The sequence below is a fragment of the Pseudomonas sp. LRF_L74 genome (genome assembly GCF_965644255.1).
Lineage (GTDB): Bacteria > Pseudomonadota > Gammaproteobacteria > Pseudomonadales > Pseudomonadaceae > Aquipseudomonas.
This window is the reverse complement of record NZ_CBFFRH010000002.1, coordinates 229,496-249,134: the sequence shown is the minus strand read 5'-3', so window position 1 is coordinate 249,134 and position 19,639 is coordinate 229,496. Positions and strand designations below refer to the sequence as shown.

Sequence of the window (19,639 nt, the reverse complement as noted above, 5' to 3'; positions counted from 1 at the left end):
ACACCAGAGGTCAGGGTGTGTCGTGGTTGCTGCCGCTGGTCTCTACGATAGAAACCAGCCGGTGCTCCATCAGAACCGACACCAAGTGGCAGACATCGGCCTGGATAATGTCCAGCGCAGCATCATAGTCATGCGCCAGAACGTCGCACAGGTCGGCTACGACAGGATAAGTATCGATACGGCTCCAGATATCGGAACTGATGGCATCGAAGGCGAAGTACTTATCCGACTCGACACCTAGCAACACCACCTTTCCGTCGATTTCCGTCGCAATAGGATCGGAAACCCTGGCAATTTTCGAATGGAGGGAAATCATGGATAGATTACCGTTCGGTTTAATCTTCGAGACGCTTTCAACGACAAGCCTGAACTATGTTCGGAGCTGACCAGATTGATCGTGCCCACCCAGGATTTCACGACGCATCGGGCCGTGCATCCTAGCATGGCGGCACTGAATTAGCCGAGGATGGCCCTGAGTCTATATCTGAAGGGAAAGATGTTTTCCACGTGCATGACAGAGGATGGGACGAAGACGTCCCCTTTCGACCCGGCAGAGGATTTTGGAAATCTTACGGAACTGAGGCCATGAGGGCTGAAGCGATAACATCCAGACATAGCGCACCATTTGGATGTACCTGGACGAAATGCTCTATTACTTCGAGATTTTTACTGATACATCCTTTCATAATCAATGACTTAGATTATGGAGGCAGCCCTGCCAGCCACACCCCGGCACACAATGTTCCCGCTGTGGCTGCTCCCTTCCGGGCCTGACCAGGTTGACGGGTAATCGTTGCGGGGGGACCGGCAGGACCACCATGACGCAGCTCGCCTGGCGACGAGCCGCGCCATTGTACTGGTAAAGCGAAAAGTTACAACCGCTTAAAACACAAAGAGTTTTTCAGACTCTGAAACGCCCCACCAGGCGCGCCAGCCCCGACGACAGCTCCGACAGGCGCTGGCTGGCCCGTGTGCTCTGCTGCGAGGTCCGCGCCGCCTCGTTGGACAGATCGCGAATGTCGTTGATGTTGCGGGCGATCTCTTCGGTCACCGAACTCTGCTCCTCGCAGGCGGTGGCGATCTGTGCGGCCATGTCGTTGATCTGTGCCACCGAACCGCCGGTCGCCGCCAGGAAACTGTCCACACCGGCCGCACGCTCGACGCTGTCACGTGCCTTGACGCTGCCCGCATGCATCGCGGTGACAGCGTTCTGCACCCCCGACTGCAGTCGCGAGATCATATCCTGGATGTCCCTGGTGGAACCCTGGGTACGTGCAGCCAGGGCCCTCACCTCATCGGCCACCACGGCAAAGCCGCGCCCCTGTTCACCGGCGCGCGCCGCCTCGATGGCGGCATTGAGGGCCAGCAGGTTGGTCTGCTCGGCGATGCCGCTGATCGCGGCGAGCACCGTGCCGATGCTCGCCGCCTCCTGCTCCAGGGCCTGGATGGTCGAAGACGCGCTTTCCACCTCCTGGGCCAACTCACGAATGGCCTGGACAGTGGCGCCGACCACTTCACCGCCCTCCCGCGATTGACGCTCAGCCTGACGCGCAGCATCGGCGGCGCTCTGAGCATTGCGCGCCACCTCGGCCACCGCAGTGCTCATCTCGGTGGCGGCGGTGCTGACCTGATCAACCGCAGCGTGCTCGTCATTGATCAGCCGGTCACTGGAAACAGCCAGTTGCGCAAGATCGCGAGCCGACTCGGCGACCTCCCCAGTCACCCGCCCGACCTCGGCGATCAGCGGCTGCAGCGTATCGAGAAAACGATTGAAGGCCTGGCCGAGCCGACCCAGCTCGTCGCGCGAAGTCACCTCCAGGCGGGTTTGCAGATCGCCATCGCCACTGGCGATCTGCTCGATACGTTCAAGCAGGTTGCGCATCGGGCGGGTCACCAGAACCGGGAAGCCAAGTACCAGTACTACACATAGAGCCAACCCGATGGCAATGATCACGCCTTGCTGCCAGCGCCGTGCATCGCCCGTGGCGATCGCCTCCTGCCCCAGCGCATCGGCGGCGTTGCCTTCCAGCTCGCCCAGCCTGTCTATCGGGCCGCGCACCCGGTCGAAGAGCGCCTCGCTTTCGCCGAAGCTCAGGCGCGAGGCGGCGGCAGGATCAGTCTGCGACAGCTCCACGACCTTCGCCGAAGAAGCTTTCCACAAAGCGAACGCCTGCTCGAACTCCGCCAGCAGTTGCTGCGCCTCTGCACCAGGCTGCGTCGCCGCATATTTATGTATCCGGTCGTAGGCCTGCTGGACGTTCTCGGCCTGGAATCCCTTCAGCGCAGCGATGTGCTCGCTGGCACTCTCGTCGAGCAGGCTGCGCTCGGCGGTCAGGGCCTGATAGAGATCACGGTCGGCATTGAGCAACAAGCCCACTGCCGGCAAGTATCGGTTGGCCAGGCGAGTGCTGGAATCGGCCACCTGAGCAATACCCAGCATGCCTAATGCGCCGATCAGCACCAGCAGCAAAGCCAGCAGAAGGATGGGTAGAGCGATCTTCCAGCGAAATCCCAGATCGGAGAACAGACGCAGCATGACAGCACTTCCACGGGCTCGATTCGGTCTGTCCAGCATAGTCATTTTCCGCTGATCGAAGCGGATTTTCCGTCATGCAGTGGAACCGGATGCACAGCAGGTGGACTAAGGCAGGGCTTATGTCGGCCGTTTGTGCTAGTTTGCGCGCCGCATCGGTCCGGGAGGGTCATTGCAGAGCCACAGGATGGCCTGCACTGAGCTTTTCCATCCTTTGCCCACTTTCAATCGACTCACGGAGCCATACCATGGCCTTGACCAAAGATCAGCTGATCAGCGACCTGGCGGAAGCCGTCGACGCCCCGAAAACCACCGTTCGCGCCCTGCTCGACCAACTTGCCCAGGTCACTACCGACGCCCTGGAAAACGACGGCGAAATCACCCTGCCAGGCATCGGCAAGCTGAAAGTCAACGAGCGCCCTGCCCGTACTGGCCGCAACCCGCAAACCGGCAAGGAAATCCAGATCGCAGCCAAGAAGGCCGTGAAACTGGTTCCCGCCAAGGCGCTGACCGACGCGCTGAACTGATCCACGCCGACGGGGCGAGCAGGTCACCCTGCAGCCCCGCCAGCTCTCCCCCGCCTGACGCCCTGCCTCCAAGCCCTGTCGCGATCATCTGTATTCGCCCGAGAAACAAGCGCAACTCGCTCGCCCACCGGGCAACACTCGCAATCAGTGGCATGAAGCTCGCCACGTCCTTTCTTTCGAGTCGAGTTTTTCAGCCGCGCGCTATGCCCCGTAGCCGTCCAACAAGGCAACGAACGCCTGCTCATCCATCACCTTGACCCCGAGTTCGTTGGCCTTGGCCAGCTTCGATCCAGCACCAGGACCGGCGACCACGCAAGAGGTCTTGGCCGAGACCGAGCCGGCGACCTTGGCGCCAAGGGATTCGAGCTTTTCCTTGGCCACGTCGCGACTCATCACGTCCAGGGTGCCGGTCAGTACCCAGGTCTGGCCTGCCAACGGCAAGCCTTCGACGACTTTCTTCTCGCTCTGCCAATGCATGCCGAAGTCACGCAACTGAGCCTCGATAGCACGGGCACGCTCGGCATTCTCGGGCTTGGCGAAGAACTCGCGCACCGACTGCCTGGCCTTTTCATTCAAGCCTTTCATGGCACTAAGATCGAGCCAGTCGGCACCGATCACGCCTTCCAGGGTCTGGAAACGCTCGGCCAGGTTCTTCGCCCCGGTGGCGGCGACGAAGGGAATGTTCAGCTTGTCGAGGAAGCCGCCCAGGGTGGTGCTGGCGGCGAACTCGGCGTGCAGTTCGCCCTGGTCCTGCAACTCCACGCCACGGGCCAGCAGTTGCTCGATCACCGCGCGGTTGTGCGCATCCTCGAAGAAACTGTGAATCTCGTACGCCACCTCGCCACCGACGTCCGGCAGGTAGGTCAACACCTCGGGCAGCGCCTGTTCGATGCGCTCCAGCGAGCCCAGCGCACGAGCCAGCAGCTTGGCGGTTTCCTCACCCACGTCGGGAATGCCCAAGGCATAGATGAAACGTGCCAGGGTCGGCGTGCGGCTCTCGGCGATGGAGGCCAGCAGGTTGTTGGTCGACAGTTCGGCGAAACCTTCCAACTCGACCACTTGCTCATACGTCAGGGTGTAGAGATCGGCCGGCGACGCGACCAGGCCCTTGTCCACCAGTTGCTCGACGATCTTGTCGCCCAGCCCGTCGATGTCCATGGCCCGACGCGAGACGAAATGGATGATCGCCTGCTTCAGTTGCGCAGCACAGGCCAGGCGCCCGACACAGCGATACACCGAGCCCTCGCTGAAGGTCTCCTTGCCCTTGCTGCGCTTGACCAGTTGCGTGCGCTCGACCGCCGAGCCGCATACCGGGCAACACTGCGGCACCTCGACTGGACGGGCATCGGCCGGGCGGCGCTCAGTCACCACTTGCATGACCTGTGGGATCACATCACCCGCCCGGCGAATGATCACCGTATCGCCGATCATCACCCCCAGGCGCGCCACCTCGTCCATGTTGTGCAGGGTTGCATTGGCCACCATCACCCCAGCCACCTTGACCGGCCTGAGCCGTGCCACTGGAGTGACCGCACCGGTACGGCCGACCTGGAATTCGACGTCGAGCAGTTCGGTCAGCTCTTCGCTGGCCGGAAACTTGTGGGCGATGGCCCAGCGCGGCTCGCGGGCGCGAAAGCCCAACTCGCGCTGCTGGCCGATATCGTTGACCTTGAACACCACGCCATCGATCTCGTAGGCCAGGCTCGCGCGGCGCTCGCCGATATCGCGGTAATAGTCCAGGCACGCCTCGGCGCCCTTGGCCAACTTGAGTTCACGGCTGATCGGCAGGCCCCACTCACGCAGTTGCTCGATCATGCCGACCTGGGTGGCGAAGACGATGCCTTCGACCCGGCCTACGCCATAGCAGCAGAACTCCAACGGGCGGCTGGCGGTGATCTTCGGGTCGAGCTGGCGCAAGCTGCCCGCCGCCGCATTGCGCGGGTTGGCGAAGGTCTTGCCACCCGTCTCGGCCTGCGCCGCATTGAGGCGCTCGAAACCGGCCTTGGACATGAACACTTCGCCGCGCACTTCGAGCACTGCCGGCCAGCCCTTGCCCTGCAGCTTGAGCGGCACGCTGCGGATGGTGCGTACGTTGGCGCTGATGTCTTCACCCATGCTGCCATCACCGCGGGTGGCGCCACGCACCAGTCGACCCTGTTCATACAGCAGGCTGACGGCCAGGCCATCCAGCTTGGGTTCGCAGCTGTAGCCGATCTCGGCGCCGCCGCCGAACAGATCGCCGGCCGGCAGGTCGAGGCCTTCGCGCACGCGGCGGTCGAAGTCCAGCAGGTCCCCCTCCTCGAAGGCATTGCCCAGGCTGAGCATGGGCACTTCGTGGCGTACTTCACCGAAGGCACTGAGCGCCGCTCCACCGACACGCTGGGTCGGCGAATCCGGGGTCACCAGCTCAGGGTGATCGGCCTCGAGCGCCTGCAGCTCACGGAACAGGCGATCGTATTCGGCATCCGGCACACTCGGTTCGTCGAGAACGTAGTAACGGTAGTTATGGGCGTCGAGTTCGCTGCGCAGCGCGGCGATACGTTCGGCGGCGTTCTGGGCGTCGGTCATGGAAATAAGCCTCAAGCTACAGGCGGCACGCTGCGTAAACAGCTCACCGGCAGTCATATCAAATCCCGGCTCCATCAGGCGCGGGGTAAAACAAAAAACTTCCAGGAGAAGTCTTTGACGTCGCTTGCTGCGGCCCACTGGGGGCAGCCAAGGACGGCGAGCCACAAAAATTGCCGGGAGCAATTGACGTCGCTCGCGACGGCCCGAAGGGTGGCCGCCAGGGATGGCAGGCCACAAAAAACCCCAAGCCAAGCGCTCGGCTTGCAACTTGGGGCTCGCAGCCAGCGGCCGCGTTCAGCGTTTCTGGGTCAACTGGCGGCGTTCGAAATCGGCGATGCGCTGACGGTAATGCTCGATGGTCTGGGCGGTCAGCACGCTACGCTGGTCGTCCTTCAGCTCGCCGCTCAACTCGTGGGACAGCTTGCGCGCCGCAGCCACCATCACGTCGAACGCCTGCTTCGGATGACGCGGGCCCGGCAGGCCGAGGAAGAAGCTCACCGCGCGGGTGCTGAACAGCTCGATGTCATCCAGATCGAAAGTGCCCGGCTTGACGCCGTTGGCCATGGAGAACAGCACTTCGCCGTTGCCAGCCATGCTTTCGTGGCGATGGAAGATATCCATCTCGCCAAAACGCAGGCCGCTTTCGAGGATGTTCTGCAGCAACGCCGGACCGTTGAACACCTCGCCTTCGCGAGCGACCACATTGATCACCAGCACTTCCTCGACCGGCAATTCTTCGCGGTCGTCGTCCAGACCGTCTTCTTCCTCGTCGACCGGGTCGAGCAAGGTCGGCACCGGCTCATCGACATCCAGGTTGAGGTCGCCCTGCTGCGGCTCGACATCCCGACCGCGACGACGATTCAACTCGCCCACGCTGATGGCCGGCATGTCTTCCTGCACGGCAGGTTCGCGCCTGTTGCGCTCGATCACCCGCGCAGACCCCAGATCAGGGTCCGACTCATCGTCAGGCAGGTTGCTATAGCTGTGATCGAGCTTGAATTTGAGCTTCCCCTTGCCGCCGCGCATACGGCGCCAGCCGTCGAAGAGAATGCCGCTGATTACGATGATGCCGATAACGATCAGCCACTCACGCAGACCGATTTCCATGAATACCTTGAACCCCTGGCAGATGAAGAGATGAAAAAAGGGTTTTTGTGCCTGAAAAAGCGCAGACAACTGTATGTTTCTACAGGCTTTTTACTCATGTAACAAAAACGTGCCTAAACTAGCACGACGAACGGTAAAAGTGCACTGGCGCACTGTGCCAGATGATGTTTCCGCCTGTCATGATTCCACCAGATTGAGCGCCTCCTCGACGTCGACCGCAACCAGCCTGGAGCATCCCGGCTCATGCATGGTTACGCCCATCAACTGGTCGGCCATCTCCATGGCGATCTTGTTGTGGGTGATGTAGATGAATTGCACGGTCTCCGACATTTCCTTGACCAGCCTTGCATAGCGCCCGACGTTAGCATCATCGAGCGGCGCGTCCACCTCGTCGAGCATGCAGAACGGCGCCGGGTTGAGCTTGAAGATGGCGAAGACCAGCGCCAATGCGGTCAGCGCCTTCTCGCCACCGGAGAGCAAATGGATGGTGCTGTTCTTCTTGCCCGGTGGGCGAGCCATGATCGCTACCCCGGTATCGAGTAGATCCTCCCCAGTAAGTTCCAAATAGGCGTGCCCGCCGCCAAACACCTTGGGGAACAACGCCTGCAGGCCGGCGTTGATCTGATCGAAGGTTTCCTTGAAGCGGTTGCGGGTTTCCTTGTCGATCTTGCGGATCACGTTTTCCAGGGTATCCAGCGCTTCGACAAGGTCGGCGTTCTGCGCATCCAGGTAGCGCTTGCGCTCGGACTGCTGCTGGTATTCCTCGATGGCCGCCAGGTTGATCGGCCCCAAGCGCTGAATGCGCGCGGCGATCCGCTCCAGCTCTTCTTCCCAGGCTTGCTCACTGGCCTGCTCAGGCAAAGTGGCCAGCACGCCGTGCAGGTCGTAGCCATCCTCCAGCAACTGATCCTGCAAGGTCTTGCGCCGCACGCTGAGGCCCTGCCAATCCATGCGCTGCTGCTCGAGCTGGCCACGCAGCAATTGCGCTTGTTGCTCGGCCTGGGTACGGCGCTTCTCGACGTCGCGCAGCTCGCGGTCGGCATCTTCCAGCGCCAGGCGCGCCAGCTTCAGTTCGTCCTCGACCGCCATGCGCCGCTCCAGCAGCTCTTCGAGCTTCATCCGCAGCTCTTCCAGCGGCGCGGCGCCCTCCTCCAGATTGAGGCTCAATTGCTCACGGCGCTCGATGGCCCGGGTGAATTGCTGCTCCAGCCGCTCCAGGGCCTGGCGCGTGGACTCATGCTGGGCTTTGATCGAGCCCAGGCGCACCGCCAATTGATGCGCGTGATCCTTGTGCTGGCGCGCATCCTGACGCACCCGGTCAAGGCGCTCGCGCAACTGGTCACGGCTGGCCAGCATCAGCTCGCGCTGTTCGGTGTCGAGGGCCATGGCATCCAGGGCGTCCTGCAGGATCAGGCGCGACTCGCCAAGCTGCTCCTGCTCCAGTTCGCGCTGCTCGGCGGCCTCGCCAAGCTCGCTCTGCAGCCGGTCACGACGCAACGCCAATTGCTCGGCCTTGGCCTGGCCAGCGGAGAGCCTGGCTTTCAGATCGCCCTGATGGCGAGCCTCGTCCTGCACTTTCCGACGCTGCTGCTCACGAGTGTCCTCCTGCTGACGCTGTTGCTCACGCAGCCGTTGCAGGCGGTCGTCCAGGTCGAGCAACGCCGCCTTGCGCTCATCACGCTCCAGCCCCAGGCGCTCCAGTTCCTGGCCACGCGCCAGCACGCCACTCTCCGCCTCGCTGGCACGGCGTATCCGCAGGAAGTTGCGACCGATCCAGTAACCGTCGCGGCTGATGCAGCTCTGCCCTTCGGCAAGTTGCGCACGCAGTGCCAAGGCCTCATCAAGGTTTTCGACAGGCCGCACATTCGCCAGCCAGGGCGACAGGTCGACGCGCCCCTCCACCTTGTCCAACAGGCTGCCGGGGCTGCGCGTTGTAGAGCGCGTGGAACTGACCAGGCGCAAATCGCCCTGATCGAAATCCTCCAGCGAGAGGCCGGCGAAATCATCCAGCAGCACGGCCTGCAGATCGGCGCCGAGCACGGTTTCCACCGCCAACTCCCAACCCGTTTCGACCCGCAGGCCTTCGGCGAGACGCGGACGCGACTCCAGGCCTTGTTCACGCAGCCATTCGGCAGTGCCCTTGCCCGGATTCAATGCCGCCTGCTGCAAGGCCTCAAGGGATGCCAGACGACCATCGAGGCGCTGTAGCTCACCCTGCGCCTGTTGCTGGGCCTGAGTCGCCTGCTGCAGTTCTTCGCGCAGCGCTTCCAGGCATTCGACCTGAGCCAGTTCGGCGGCCTGCAGCTCCTCCAGATTCATTTCGCTGAGGGCAATCTGCTCGCTGAGTTCGAGGATCGCGGCGTCCTCGGGATCGGCAGCCAGTAGGCTCAGCTCATCGTTGAGCCGGCGCTGGCGTTCGGCCAGGCGCTCCAGTGCATGCTCCAGCTGCTGGATGCGCGCCTGCTGCACTTCGGCCTGACGACGCGGCTCGGCACTGCGCTGGTTGAAGCCATCCCACTGCTCCTGCCAGGCATGCATCGCGCCTTCGGATTCTTCCAGCGCGGCGGCGGACTCTTCCGCAGCGGCGGCGGTGATTTCCTGCTCGGGTTCGAGCATCGCCAGCTCTTCGCCGAGGGTCGCCAGCAAGGTGCGGTCATGGCCCAGGTGCGACTCGGTCTCCAGGCGTGCACGCTCGGCCTCGTTGAGGTCATCCTGCAACTGGCGCTGGCGCTGCTGGCCGTGCTGGATGCTCTGTTCGACCCGGGCGATATCGCCGCCCACCGAATAGAAGCGGCCTTGCACAAGATTGAAGCGCTCGGACAATTCATGGTGTCCATCGCGCAGGCGCTCGATACCGGCGTCGGCATTGCGCTGCTCGGCCACCAGCGCTTCGAAGGCGATCTCCTGGTCGCCGATGACCTTCTCGCGCTGGCCGACCTGCTGGTTCAACGCCTGCCAGCGCAGGGCCGACAGTTGCGCCTTGAGCTGGCGCTCCTCGGTCTTGTATTCCTGATATTTCTCCGCCGACTGGGCCTGGCGATGCAGGCGTTCGAGCTGGCGCTCCAGTTCCTCGCGCAAGTCGGTCAGCCGCGCCAGGTTCTCGTGGGTGCGACGGATGCGGCTTTCGGTTTCGCGGCGACGCTCCTTGTACTTGGAGATGCCGGCGGCTTCCTCGATGAAATTGCGCAGGTCCTCGGGCTTGGCTTCGATCAGCTTGGAGATCATGCCCTGCTCGATGATCGAGTAGCTGCGTGGTCCCAGGCCAGTGCCGAGGAAAATATCGGTGATATCGCGACGACGGCACTTCACCCCATTGAGGAAGTAGGTGTTCTGGCTGTCGCGGGTGACCCGGCGGCGAATCGAAATCTCGGCGAATGCGGCGTACTCGCCGGTCAGGGTGCTGTCGGAGTTATCGAAGATCAGCTCGATGCTGGCCTGGGTCACCGGCTTGCGCGTGTTGGAGCCATTGAAGATGACGTCGGTCATCGACTCGCCGCGCAGGTTCTTCGCCGAGCTTTCGCCCATCACCCAGCGCACGGCGTCGATGATGTTGGACTTGCCGCAGCCGTTGGGGCCGACCACCGCCGCCATGTTGCTCGGAAAGCTCACGGTGGTGGGATCGACGAAGGACTTGAAGCCAGCCAGCTTGATCGATTTCAGGCGCACGCCCTGGCCTCCCCGCTGGGAAACCCGATTACGGACCGCAAAGCGAGGCTTTCCGCTACCGTGGAGGTCATGCTGTTCCTTGGTTCAGATTCGATTCGCCACGAAACGGGCTGGGCGTAGAGGCGGCGAAGTCTAACACAGCGGCCTTCGGCCTTCGATTCAAAGCGCCAAACGCTGAGCGAAAGACCACGCGCGATGCCCCTCTCGTTCAGCCTCAAGCGTTCTTTCGGCGGCGTTGAGGCATAAGCGGACATCGATACTGTTTACCGTCACTCCCGCGAAGGCGGGAGCCCAGAAGCGCTTTTTTATTTAGGTTCCCGCCTTCGCGGGAATGACGGAGGAATAATGGATGTCCGCAGCGACCGGTTAAATCCGCCCCTCAATGCAGCAATCCCGATAGAAGCAGCACGGGGCTGCAGAACTACCGGGCAACCAGCTTCAACGACAGCGAGTTGATGCAGTAGCGCAAGCCGGTCGGCCGCGGACCGTCAGGGAAGACGTGGCCGAGATGGGCGTCGCACTTGGCGCACTTCACCTCGATGCGATGCATGCCGTGGCTGAAATCCTCCTTCTCGCTGATCACCTCGCCGTCGACCGGCTGGAAATAGCTCGGCCAGCCGCTGCCCGAATCGTACTTGGCATCCGAGTCGAACAGCGCCGTACCGCAGCAGGCACAGTGATAGATGCCCGGCACCTTGCTGTCGTGGTACTCGCCGGTGAACGGGCGTTCGGTGCCGCCCAGGCGGCAGACATGGAACTGCTCCGCCGAAAGCTCGTCGCGCCAGGACTCCAGGTTTTTTTCGATCTTATCCACGGCTCACCTCGATAGGCCAAATAATGCCCGACTGTATCTTTTCGCCCCTTCGGGCCGCACGTATCATGCGTGCGTTTTCAGGCGCCAGTCTGGCAGCGGCATTCTAGCCTGCCAAGGCGCAATCCGACCGTCGCACACGACGCACTCATCAGGACACCCGTACCATGCAGGTCAGCAAATCGAACAAGCTCGCCAACGTCTGCTACGACATTCGCGGGCCCGTGCTCAAGCACGCCAAACGCCTGGAAGAGGAAGGCCACCGCATCCTCAAGCTGAATATCGGCAACCCGGCGCCGTTCGGTTTCGAAGCACCCGAGGAAATCCTCCAGGACGTCATCCGCAACCTGCCGACCGCCCAGGGCTACAGCGACTCCAAGGGCCTGTTCAGCGCACGCAAGGCGGTCATGCAGTACTGCCAGCAGAAACAGATCGAAGGCGTCGGCATTGAGGACATCTACCTCGGCAACGGCGTTTCCGAGCTGATCGTCATGGCCATGCAGGCACTGCTCAACAATGGCGACGAGGTACTGATCCCGGCGCCCGACTACCCGCTGTGGACCGCCGCCGTGGCCCTTTCCGGCGGCAAGCCGGTGCACTACCTGTGCGACGAACAGGCTGGCTGGTTCCCCGACCTGGCCGACATGCAGGCCAAGATCACCAGCAATACCAAGGCCCTGGTGCTGATCAACCCGAACAACCCGACCGGCGCGGTGTATTCGAAGGACGTGTTGCAAGGCATCGTCGAACTGGCACGCCAGCACAACCTGGTGATCCTTTCCGACGAGATCTACGACAAGATTCTCTACGACGAAGCCCAGCACATCTCCACCGCGTCCCTGGCGCCGGACGTGCTGTGCCTGACCTTCAACGGCCTGTCCAAGTCCTACCGCGTGGCCGGCTTCCGTTCTGGCTGGGTGGTGATTTCCGGGCCCAAGCACCACGCCACCAGCTACATCGAAGGCCTCGACATCCTGGCCAACATGCGCCTGTGCGCCAACGTGCCGAGCCAGCATGCGATCCAGACCGCCCTGGGCGGCTACCAGAGCATCAATGACCTGATATTGCCCAACGGTCGCCTGCTGGAACAGCGCAACCGCGCCTGGGAACTGCTCAACGACATTCCCGGCGTCAGTTGCGTGAAGCCGATGGGCGCGCTGTATGCCTTCCCGAAGATCGACCCGAAGGTCTGCCCGATCCATAACGACGAAAAGTTCGTCCTCGACCTGCTGCTCTCCGAGCGCCTGCTGATCGTCCAGGGGACCGCGTTCAACTGGCCCTCGCCGGATCACTTCCGCGTGGTCACCCTGCCCCGCGTGGATGACCTGGAACAGGCCATCGGTCGTATCGGCAACTTCCTCAAGACCTATCGCCAGTGACGCCTGCAACTGCGCGCCCGCGCTACCTGATCGCCGGAGCCAGCTCCGGGATCGGCCAGGCGCTGGCGCGTGAACGGGCAGCCCGGGGCTACGACCTGGCCCTGGTCGCTGACTGGCCACCTGCCGCCGTTCCCGCGTCCCTGATTGCCAGGCTGTGACCATGGATCTGCAGATCGACGAGTTCTACAAGGATGCCGCCAACGGCATGCTCATGCTGTACCAGGCCTTTCCACGCAAGATCGCGCTGTATATCGAAGACCTGATCGGTCGTGAAGAGCCGGATGAATTCGGCCTGCCGAGCAAGCGCCACCAGAGTTGCCTGGGCGCCTTGCTATGGCTCGGCGATGAAGGCTACCTGCGCTTCGAGTCGACGATAGGCTACGACGCCCTTGACCAGGCCGTGCTCAGCGAAAAGGGCTTCATGCGCCTTTCTCGCGGCGTTCCCCATGCACTGCCGGACGAGATCGCACCAGCGTCCGTACGGCGCGTGCAGGCAACCCTCGCCTGGCAACTGCGCGAAGCAATCGCCCAGCAGAGCAGCGAGCGCGTCGCCCGCCTCACCCGCCTGCTGTTCGAAAGCAGCCCGGGCGGCTCTCGTGAGTTCTGAGCGGGACAACCGCGCCCTGCCGCATGCCATCTGCGGCTACATAGTTTGAAATAGTCGCTCGGTTGAATCGTACGGGGGCTCGCCCCTATATATCCGACGTTGCAAACCGTATCTCGCCCTGAGGAAGCTCTACCCATGATGCGTATCCTGTTGTTCCTGGCCACCAACCTGGCGGTACTGGTCATTGCCAGCATCACGCTCAAGCTGCTGGGGGTGGACCGTTTCACAGGCCAGAACCATGGAAGCCTGCTGGTCTTCTGTGCCGTATTCGGCTTCGCCGGCTCGCTGATCTCGCTGTTCATGTCCAAGTGGATGGCGAAGATGAGCACAGGCACCGAAATCATCACCCAACCACGCACCCGCCATGAACAGTGGCTGCTGCAGACCGTGGAAGAACTGTCTCGCGAAGCCGGCATCAAGATGCCGGAAGTCGGTATCTTCCCAGCCTATGAGTCCAATGCCTTCGCTACCGGCTGGAACCGTAACGACGCACTGGTAGCCGTCAGCCAGGGCCTGCTCGAACGCTTCTCAGCGGACGAGGTTCGTGCGGTACTGGCCCACGAAATCGGTCACGTAGCCAATGGCGACATGGTGACCCTGGCATTGATCCAGGGCGTGGTGAACACCTTCGTCATGTTCTTCGCGAGGATCATCGGCAACTTCGTCGACAAGGTGATCCTGAAAAACGAGGAAGGCCACGGCATCGGCTATTTCGTGGCGACCATCTTCGCCGAACTGGTACTCGGCATCCTGGCCAGCATCATCGTCATGTGGTTCTCGCGCAGGCGCGAATTCAAGGCCGACGCCGCCGGTGCGCGCCTGGCCGGCACCGGCGCGATGATCGCCGCCCTGGAACGCTTGCGCTCCGAGCAAGGCGTCCCCGTGAACATGCCTGACAGCCTGACCGCCTTCGGTATCAACGGCGGCCTGAAGAATGGCCTGGCCGGCCTGCTGATGAGCCACCCGCCCCTGGAAGAACGCATCGCCGCCCTGCGCCAGCGCGGCTGATCGAAGCGGGCAGGAACAGGCGACCTTACAGGTCGCCTTTTTCATTTGGCCGAACCTTTGCGCTGGATCTGGTCGACAGGCCCGTCGCCAATCCCGACGAACCAACCCAGCAATCAGATAGATTCTTTCGAGAATTTATACTGGTTTTCGATATGACCACTGAGGAAGATGGCACCTGTCCAGACAGCCCGGAATAGCGCCATGCTCCCCAGTCTCTTCATTTCCCACGGTTCTCCCATGCTCGCCCTCGAGCCAGGCGACAGCGGCCCGGCACTGGCTCGCCTGGCGGCCAGGCTCGGCAAGCCCAAGGCGATTCTGATGGTCTCGGCTCACTGGGAAAGCGCCGAGTTGTTCATAGGCAACGGCGCAGCGCCTGCAACCTGGCATGACTTCGGTGGTTTTCCCCGCCCCTTGTATGACGTGCAATATCCCGCACCAGGCGCACCTGAACTCGCCGACGAGGTTCAGCACCTGCTCGGCGAAGCCGACCTGATCAGCCGCATGGACCCACAGCGCCCATTCGATCATGGCGTCTGGGTGCCGCTGTCACTGATGTATCCGCAGGCCGATATTCCCGTCGTGCAGATATCCCTGCCCAGCCGGCTCGGCCCACAGCTACAGACGCGCATCGGCCAGGCTGTGGCTCGGCTGCGCGAGCGGGGCATCCTGCTGATAGGCTCCGGCAGCATCACCCACAACCTGAGAGAGCTCGACTGGCGCAACGACGGCTCGACGGTTGCGCCGTGGGCGCTGGCCTTCCGCAACTGGATCGTCGAGCGCCTGGAACAAGGCGATACAGCCAGCCTGCATGATTACCGGAAGCTGGCTCCCGAAGCGCTGCGCAACCACCCCAGCGACGAGCACCTGCTGCCGCTGTACTTCGCTCGCGGCGCGGGCGGCGCCTTCAAGGTGGAACACAGCGGTTTCACCATGGGCGCACTGGGAATGGATATCTATAGCTTCGCCTGAGAACCTGAAACAAAAAAGCCATCTTGCAGCAGTCGCAAGATGGCTTTTTATTATCGCGCCGAGACGCGCTCGCTGCTTCTACTTACAGCGCTTATCAGTCTTCCCGATAACGACGCAGCTTCAGCGCCTTGCCCGCTACGCGGGTGTCCTTGAGCTTGCCGAGCAGGCGGTCGAGGCCCTCTTCCGGCAACTCGATCAGGCTGAAGGTCTCGCGAATCTGGATACGGCCAATGGCATCACGCGCCAGGCCACCCTCGTTGAGGATCGCACCAAGCAGGTTCTTCGCGGCGATGCCATCACGAGCACCCAGCGCGGTGCGGCAACGGGCCCGGCCTTCGGCCAGCGGCACCGGAGCCCGACGCTCACGCCGTTCGCCGTCGCCACTCGAACTGCGTTCGCTGCGCTCACGCGGAGCACTAACGCTCGGCACCAGCGGTTGCTCGCGCTCGATCTCGGCCAGGGTCAGCGACTGGCCATTGGTGGCCTTGCGCAGCAGCGCGGCAGCCAGGGCACGTGGCGTACAGCCGATATCGGCGATCAGGCGGTCCAGCAGTTCGCCATGGCTGGCCTCGGCATCGGCGACCAGCGGGGTCAGGCTGTTGGTCAGCTTGCGAATGCGGGCGTCGAGCACTTGTTGCGGGGTCGGCAGGCGCACTTCGGCAACCTTCTGCCCGGTGACACGCTCGATCACTTGCAGCATGCGCCGCTCGCGCGGAGTCACCAGCAGCAACGCGCGGCCTTCGCGGCCGGCACGGCCGGTACGACCGATACGGTGCACGTAGGATTCCGGGTCGTACGGCATGTCGACGTTGAACACATGGGTGATGCGCGGTACGTCGATACCACGAGCCGCCACGTCGGTCGCGACGACGATGTCGAGACGGCCATCCTTGAGCGACTCGATCACCCGCTCACGCTGGTTCTGCGCGATGTCGCCGTTCAGCGCGGCGACCTTGTAGCCCTTGGCTTCCAGCGCGGCGGCCAGGTCCAGGGTGGCTTGCTTGGTACGCACGAAAGCGATCAGGGCGTCGAAATCCTCGACCTCCAGCAGGCGCGATACAGCCTGGATCTTCTGGTCGGCGTGGACCATCAGGTGCGCCTGCTCGATGCGAGCGACGGTCTGGGTCTTGGCCGCGATCTTGACGTGCTTCGGCTCGCGCAGGTGCTTCTCGGCGATGGCACGGATCGAGGCCGGCAGGGTCGCGGAAAACAACACGCTCTGGCGACTGGCCGGCATGGCCTGGAAGATCACCTCCAGATCGTCCATGAAGCCGAGCTTGAGCATCTCGTCCGCTTCGTCCAGCACCAGGAACTGGATGGTCGACAGCAGTTGCTCGTTGCGGCTCAGGTGATCGACCAGCCGGCCCGGCGTGGCAACGATGACCTGGGCGCCCATGCGCAGCGACTTGAGCTGCGGGCCCATCGGTGCACCGCCATAAACGGCGACCACACTCAGGCCAGGCATTTGCTTGGAATAGGTCTCGAACGCCGTGGCGACCTGCAGGGCCAGTTCGCGGGTCGGCGCGAGGATCAGGGCCTGGGGCTCACGTTTGTTCGGGTCGATCTTCGACAGCAGCGGCAGCGCGAAGGCTGCGGTCTTGCCGGTGCCGGTCTGGGCCTGGCCGATCATGTCGTGGCCAGCCAGGATCACCGGGATCGACTGGGATTGAATCGGGGACGGCTCTTCATAGCCGACGGCCGAGATGGCCGCGAGAACGGAAGGATGAAGGCCGAGCGCGGCGAAGCCGCCGGTTTCCTGGGTCATGGGTCTGCCTCTGGAGCATCGCAAAGACCCATATCCCAAAACTGCGCATGCCGTGTAGGACCTTTTGGGTCACCCTGGCAGCCTGGTTGCGGGGATTTGCGAAAACTGAAAATGAATGAAACGTCAAGGATAGTCCGCGATGCGGACAGCAGCCGAAGCGAGGCTTCGAGACACGCGGTATTGCCTGAACGCGATCAAGGGGCGCGGACTATACCGGAAGCCGATCACAAAAGCAGCCCTTAAATAGAATCTAACGTCAATTTTCCGCCGGATGGGAATCGACCGCATTCAGGCACCGAAGCGCTCAGGTCGCCGGGCGAATCGCGTCGATCAGCGGCTGCAAGGAATAATGCAACTGCGCCTTGAGTGCCTCGGCGCGCGCCTGCACATCCTCCACAACCAACTCCTGCTCCAGATCGGCGGGAATCAACAGGATGACGTTGCCTTCCTTGACCGGGATTTCCCAATAATGGCGGTGGAACAGGCCACGCAGCAGTGCGGCGCCCAGCGGCCGACCGTCATCGGTGCCCCACTGGTTGATCACCAGCCAGCCGCCAGGATTCAGACGTTGCTGGCAGTTTTCCAGAAACTTCCAGGCCAGGTGGCCTGGGGCCGGGCCGGTATCGGTATACAGGTCGAGAAAAACCAGGTCGGCGGTCTCGGCACTCTCCACCAGGTCGAGGGCGTCGCCGATGCGGATGGTCAGGCGAGGATCATCGTCCAGCCCCATGTACTGCATGGCCAGACGCGGCACTTGCGGACGCAGCTCGATGACTTCGACATCCTCGAGCGGCAGGAAGGTCATGCAGGCCTGGGTCAGGTTGCCCGCACCAAGCCCCAGGAACAACGCGCTTTCCGGGCGCTCATGGCACAGCGCGCCGAGCAGCATGGCACGGGTGTAGTCGTATTCCAGCCAACTGGAATCGCGGATGAACACGCAACTTTGCTCGATCGCCTCGCCGAATTCGAGAAACCGGTAGTCGCCCACCTCCAGTACACGAATCACCCCGTACTGGTCGCGCACTTCCTCAAGCAACCGCTCTTGCCTATCCATCACCACCTCGTCCCATGAAGGGCGCATAAGAACCTGTTCACGATCTCGCGAGCTAGCGCCATACAAGGCAAAAACAAGCGAGGAAGCGGAGTCTACGCGCTGTAAATGAGCATTCCGAGCTTGTTTTTAACGCAGTAGGGCCGACGCGCAGCAGATCGTGAACAGGTTCCTGGCAGTGCGAGGGCGACTGTCTATCACTGGCGTGCCTGGCACGCTGTTACCATTTGCGCCCACGATCCACTGCCAAAGACGAGCACAACGATGTCACAGACCTGGAGCCCCGATAGCTGGCGCCGCAAACCCATTCTCCAGCAACCCACCTACCCTGACACCGAGCATCTGCTGCGCGTGGAACAGACCCTGGCCGGTTATCCGCCGCTGGTATTCGCCGGCGAGGCACGCGAGCTGCGCCGGCAGTTCGCCGAGGTCACCCTGGGTCGAGCCTTCCTGCTGCAGGGCGGCGATTGCGCGGAAAGCTTCAGCGAGTTCTCCACCCTGAAGATCCGCGACACCTTCAAGGTCTTGTTGCAAATGGCCATCGTCATGACCTTCGCCGCCGGTTGCCCGGTGGTCAAGGTCGGACGCATGGCCGGCCAGTTCGCCAAGCCGCGCTCGTCAGACAATGAAACCATCGATGGCGTGACACTGCCCGCCTACCGCGGCGACATCGTCAACGGCATCGGTTTCGACCCGGCCAGCCGCACCCCCGACCCGGAGCGCCTGCTGCAGGCCTATCACCAGGCCACGGCCAGCCTCAACCTGCTGCGCGCCTTTGCCCAGGGCGGCTTTGCCGATGTGCATCAGGTGCATAAATGGAACCTCGACTTCATTGCCAACTCGGCACTGACAGAGCGCTACAGCCAACTGGCCGGCCGTATCGACGAAACCCTGGCCTTCATGCGCGCCTGCGGCCTGGACGGTGCTCCGCAACTGCGCGAGGCCAGCTTCTTCACCGCCCACGAAGCGCTGCTGCTCAACTACGAGCAAGCCTTCGTGCGCCAGGACAGCCTCACGGGGCGCTGGTACGACTGCTCGGCGCACATGCTGTGGATCGGCGACCGCACGCGCCAACCCGATGGCGCCCACGTCGAGTTCCTGCGCGGCGTGGAGAACCCGATCGGCGTCAAGGTCGGACCGAGCATGGACACCGATGACCTGCTGCGCCTGATCGACATTCTCAACCCGGACAACGACCCCGGTCGCCTGAACCTGATCGTGCGCATGGGCGCCGACAAGGTCGAAGCGCACATGCCGCGCCTGGTCCGCGCCGTGCAGGCGGAAGGCCGCCAGGTACTGTGGAGTTCGGACCCGATGCACGGCAACACCATCAAGGCCTCCAGCGGCTACAAGACCCGCGACTTCGCGCAGATACTCGGCGAGGTGAAGCAGTTCTTCGCCGTGCACCAGGCCGAAGGCAGCCACCCGGGCGGCATCCATATCGAGATGACCGGACAGAACGTCACCGAGTGCATCGGCGGCGCCCGCCCGATCACCGAGGACGGCCTTTCCGACCGCTATCACACCCATTGCGACCCGCGAATGAACGCCGACCAGTCCCTGGAACTGGCCTTCCTGATCGCCGAGACGCTCAAGCAGGTCAAGAAAGCCTAAGGACCGAAAAGCCTGTGGAAACAGTCGATCGGCG

The 19,639-nt window shown here is 62.7% G+C and carries 14 protein-coding genes, 1 other RNA gene and 1 pseudogene; 7 read left to right on the top strand and 9 right to left on the bottom strand.

Translation table 11 applies throughout. The features are described 5' to 3' along the window. Positions 1–10: 10 nt before the first annotated feature. The 3 genes from ACSZPK_RS06050 to ACSZPK_RS06040 all read right to left on the bottom strand — a co-directional run bounded on the left by ACSZPK_RS06050 (position 11) and on the right by ACSZPK_RS06040 (position 2,440). Positions 11–316: a PqqD family protein gene (locus ACSZPK_RS06050; RefSeq protein WP_437880512.1), complete on the bottom strand. Its 306-nt coding sequence runs from the start codon at positions 314–316 to the stop codon at positions 11–13. A gap of 397 nt (positions 317–713) precedes the next feature. After that, an RNA gene (gene ffs, locus ACSZPK_RS06045) (signal recognition particle sRNA small type) lies at positions 714–810 on the bottom strand. A gap of 91 nt (positions 811–901) precedes the next feature. After that, positions 902–2,440, bottom strand: a complete 1,539-nt coding sequence (locus tag ACSZPK_RS06040) for a methyl-accepting chemotaxis protein (RefSeq protein ID WP_437881000.1) — start codon at positions 2,438–2,440, stop codon at positions 902–904. Between the two features lie 341 nt (positions 2,441–2,781). On the opposite strand from ACSZPK_RS06040, the gene ACSZPK_RS06035 reads away from it, so the two are divergent. After that, positions 2,782–3,060 (top strand): HU family DNA-binding protein, encoded by a 279-nt coding sequence (locus ACSZPK_RS06035; RefSeq protein WP_437880511.1) that lies wholly within the window; start codon positions 2,782–2,784, stop codon positions 3,058–3,060. A gap of 201 nt (positions 3,061–3,261) precedes the next feature. On the opposite strand, the gene ligA is transcribed toward ACSZPK_RS06035, so the two are convergent. The 4 genes from ligA to msrB form a co-directional block, all read right to left on the bottom strand. Beyond that, positions 3,262–5,628, bottom strand: a complete 2,367-nt coding sequence (ligA, locus tag ACSZPK_RS06030) for an NAD-dependent DNA ligase LigA (protein WP_437880510.1) — start codon at positions 5,626–5,628, stop codon at positions 3,262–3,264. Positions 5,629–5,922: 294 nt separating this feature from the next. Beyond that, positions 5,923–6,735 carry a cell division protein ZipA gene (gene zipA, locus ACSZPK_RS06025; RefSeq protein WP_437880509.1) on the bottom strand — a complete coding sequence of 271 codons (813 nt, stop codon included), beginning with the start codon at positions 6,733–6,735 and terminating at the stop codon, positions 5,923–5,925. Positions 6,736–6,912: 177 nt separating this feature from the next. Beyond that, the gene (gene smc / locus ACSZPK_RS06020; protein ID WP_437880508.1) at positions 6,913–10,401 is read right to left on the bottom strand and encodes a chromosome segregation protein SMC; all 3,489 of its coding nucleotides are present in this window, start codon (positions 10,399–10,401) and stop codon (positions 6,913–6,915) included. A 421-nt stretch (positions 10,402–10,822) separates the two neighbouring features. Continuing rightward, positions 10,823–11,215 (bottom strand): peptide-methionine (R)-S-oxide reductase MsrB, encoded by a 393-nt coding sequence (msrB, locus tag ACSZPK_RS06015; RefSeq protein ID WP_437880507.1) that lies wholly within the window; start codon positions 11,213–11,215, stop codon positions 10,823–10,825. Positions 11,216–11,379: 164 nt separating this feature from the next. Here msrB and ACSZPK_RS06010 point away from each other — a divergent pair, with 164 nt between their 5' ends. The 5 genes from ACSZPK_RS06010 to ACSZPK_RS05990 all read left to right on the top strand — a co-directional run bounded on the left by ACSZPK_RS06010 (position 11,380) and on the right by ACSZPK_RS05990 (position 15,175). Beyond that, positions 11,380–12,591 carry a pyridoxal phosphate-dependent aminotransferase gene (locus tag ACSZPK_RS06010; RefSeq protein WP_437880506.1) on the top strand — a complete coding sequence of 404 codons (1,212 nt, stop codon included), beginning with the start codon at positions 11,380–11,382 and terminating at the stop codon, positions 12,589–12,591. Next, positions 12,588–12,749 (top strand): hypothetical protein, encoded by a 162-nt coding sequence (locus ACSZPK_RS06005; protein ID WP_437880505.1) that lies wholly within the window; start codon positions 12,588–12,590, stop codon positions 12,747–12,749. The genes ACSZPK_RS06010 and ACSZPK_RS06005 overlap by 4 nt, the downstream gene beginning before the upstream one ends. Positions 12,750–12,751: 2 nt before the next feature. Then, entirely contained in the window at positions 12,752–13,198 is a 447-nt protein-coding gene (locus tag ACSZPK_RS06000) for a hypothetical protein (RefSeq protein WP_437880504.1), read from the top strand. A 135-nt stretch (positions 13,199–13,333) separates the two neighbouring features. Next, positions 13,334–14,206: a protease HtpX gene (gene htpX, locus ACSZPK_RS05995; RefSeq protein WP_437880503.1), complete on the top strand. Its 873-nt coding sequence runs from the start codon at positions 13,334–13,336 to the stop codon at positions 14,204–14,206. Positions 14,207–14,407: 201 nt separating this feature from the next. Continuing rightward, the gene (locus ACSZPK_RS05990) at positions 14,408–15,175 is read left to right on the top strand and encodes a DODA-type extradiol aromatic ring-opening family dioxygenase (RefSeq protein ID WP_437880502.1); all 768 of its coding nucleotides are present in this window, start codon (positions 14,408–14,410) and stop codon (positions 15,173–15,175) included. 94 nt (positions 15,176–15,269) lie between these two features. Here ACSZPK_RS05990 and ACSZPK_RS05985 read toward each other — a convergent pair. Together ACSZPK_RS05985 and ACSZPK_RS05980 are read right to left on the bottom strand one after the other, a co-directional pair. Beyond that, positions 15,270–16,972 (bottom strand): annotated as a pseudogene (locus tag ACSZPK_RS05985) (DEAD/DEAH box helicase). 272 nt (positions 16,973–17,244) lie between these two features. Beyond that, the gene (locus ACSZPK_RS05980) at positions 17,245–17,994 is read right to left on the bottom strand and encodes a spermidine synthase (protein ID WP_437880501.1); all 750 of its coding nucleotides are present in this window, start codon (positions 17,992–17,994) and stop codon (positions 17,245–17,247) included. Between the two features lie 261 nt (positions 17,995–18,255). Between ACSZPK_RS05980 and ACSZPK_RS05975 the strand changes: the two genes are divergently transcribed. Further along, positions 18,256–19,605: a class II 3-deoxy-7-phosphoheptulonate synthase gene (locus ACSZPK_RS05975; protein WP_437880500.1), complete on the top strand. Its 1,350-nt coding sequence runs from the start codon at positions 18,256–18,258 to the stop codon at positions 19,603–19,605. The last annotated feature ends 34 nt before the right edge of the window (positions 19,606–19,639 follow it).

Excerpts from the sequence above, each read along its gene's own strand:
- ACSZPK_RS05975 (WP_437880500.1), top strand. The coding sequence starts at position 18,256 with ATGTCACAGACCTGGAGCCCCGATAGCTGGCGCCGCAAACCCATTCTC.
- htpX (WP_437880503.1), top strand. The coding sequence starts at position 13,334 with ATGATGCGTATCCTGTTGTTCCTGGCCACCAACCTGGCGGTACTGGTC.
- ACSZPK_RS05990 (WP_437880502.1), top strand. The coding sequence starts at position 14,408 with ATGCTCCCCAGTCTCTTCATTTCCCACGGTTCTCCCATGCTCGCCCTC.
- ACSZPK_RS06035 (WP_437880511.1), top strand. The coding sequence starts at position 2,782 with ATGGCCTTGACCAAAGATCAGCTGATCAGCGACCTGGCGGAAGCCGTC.
- zipA (WP_437880509.1), bottom strand. The coding sequence starts at position 6,735 with ATGGAAATCGGTCTGCGTGAGTGGCTGATCGTTATCGGCATCATCGTA.
- ligA (WP_437880510.1), bottom strand. The coding sequence starts at position 5,628 with ATGACCGACGCCCAGAACGCCGCCGAACGTATCGCCGCGCTGCGCAGC.
- ACSZPK_RS06040 (WP_437881000.1), bottom strand. The coding sequence starts at position 2,440 with ATGCTGGGTATTGCTCAGGTGGCCGATTCCAGCACTCGCCTGGCCAAC.
- ACSZPK_RS06050 (WP_437880512.1), bottom strand. The coding sequence starts at position 316 with ATGATTTCCCTCCATTCGAAAATTGCCAGGGTTTCCGATCCTATTGCG.
- ACSZPK_RS05980 (WP_437880501.1), bottom strand. The coding sequence starts at position 17,994 with ATGGATAGGCAAGAGCGGTTGCTTGAGGAAGTGCGCGACCAGTACGGG.
- ACSZPK_RS06000 (WP_437880504.1), top strand. The coding sequence starts at position 12,752 with ATGGATCTGCAGATCGACGAGTTCTACAAGGATGCCGCCAACGGCATG.
- ACSZPK_RS06010 (WP_437880506.1), top strand. The coding sequence starts at position 11,380 with ATGCAGGTCAGCAAATCGAACAAGCTCGCCAACGTCTGCTACGACATT.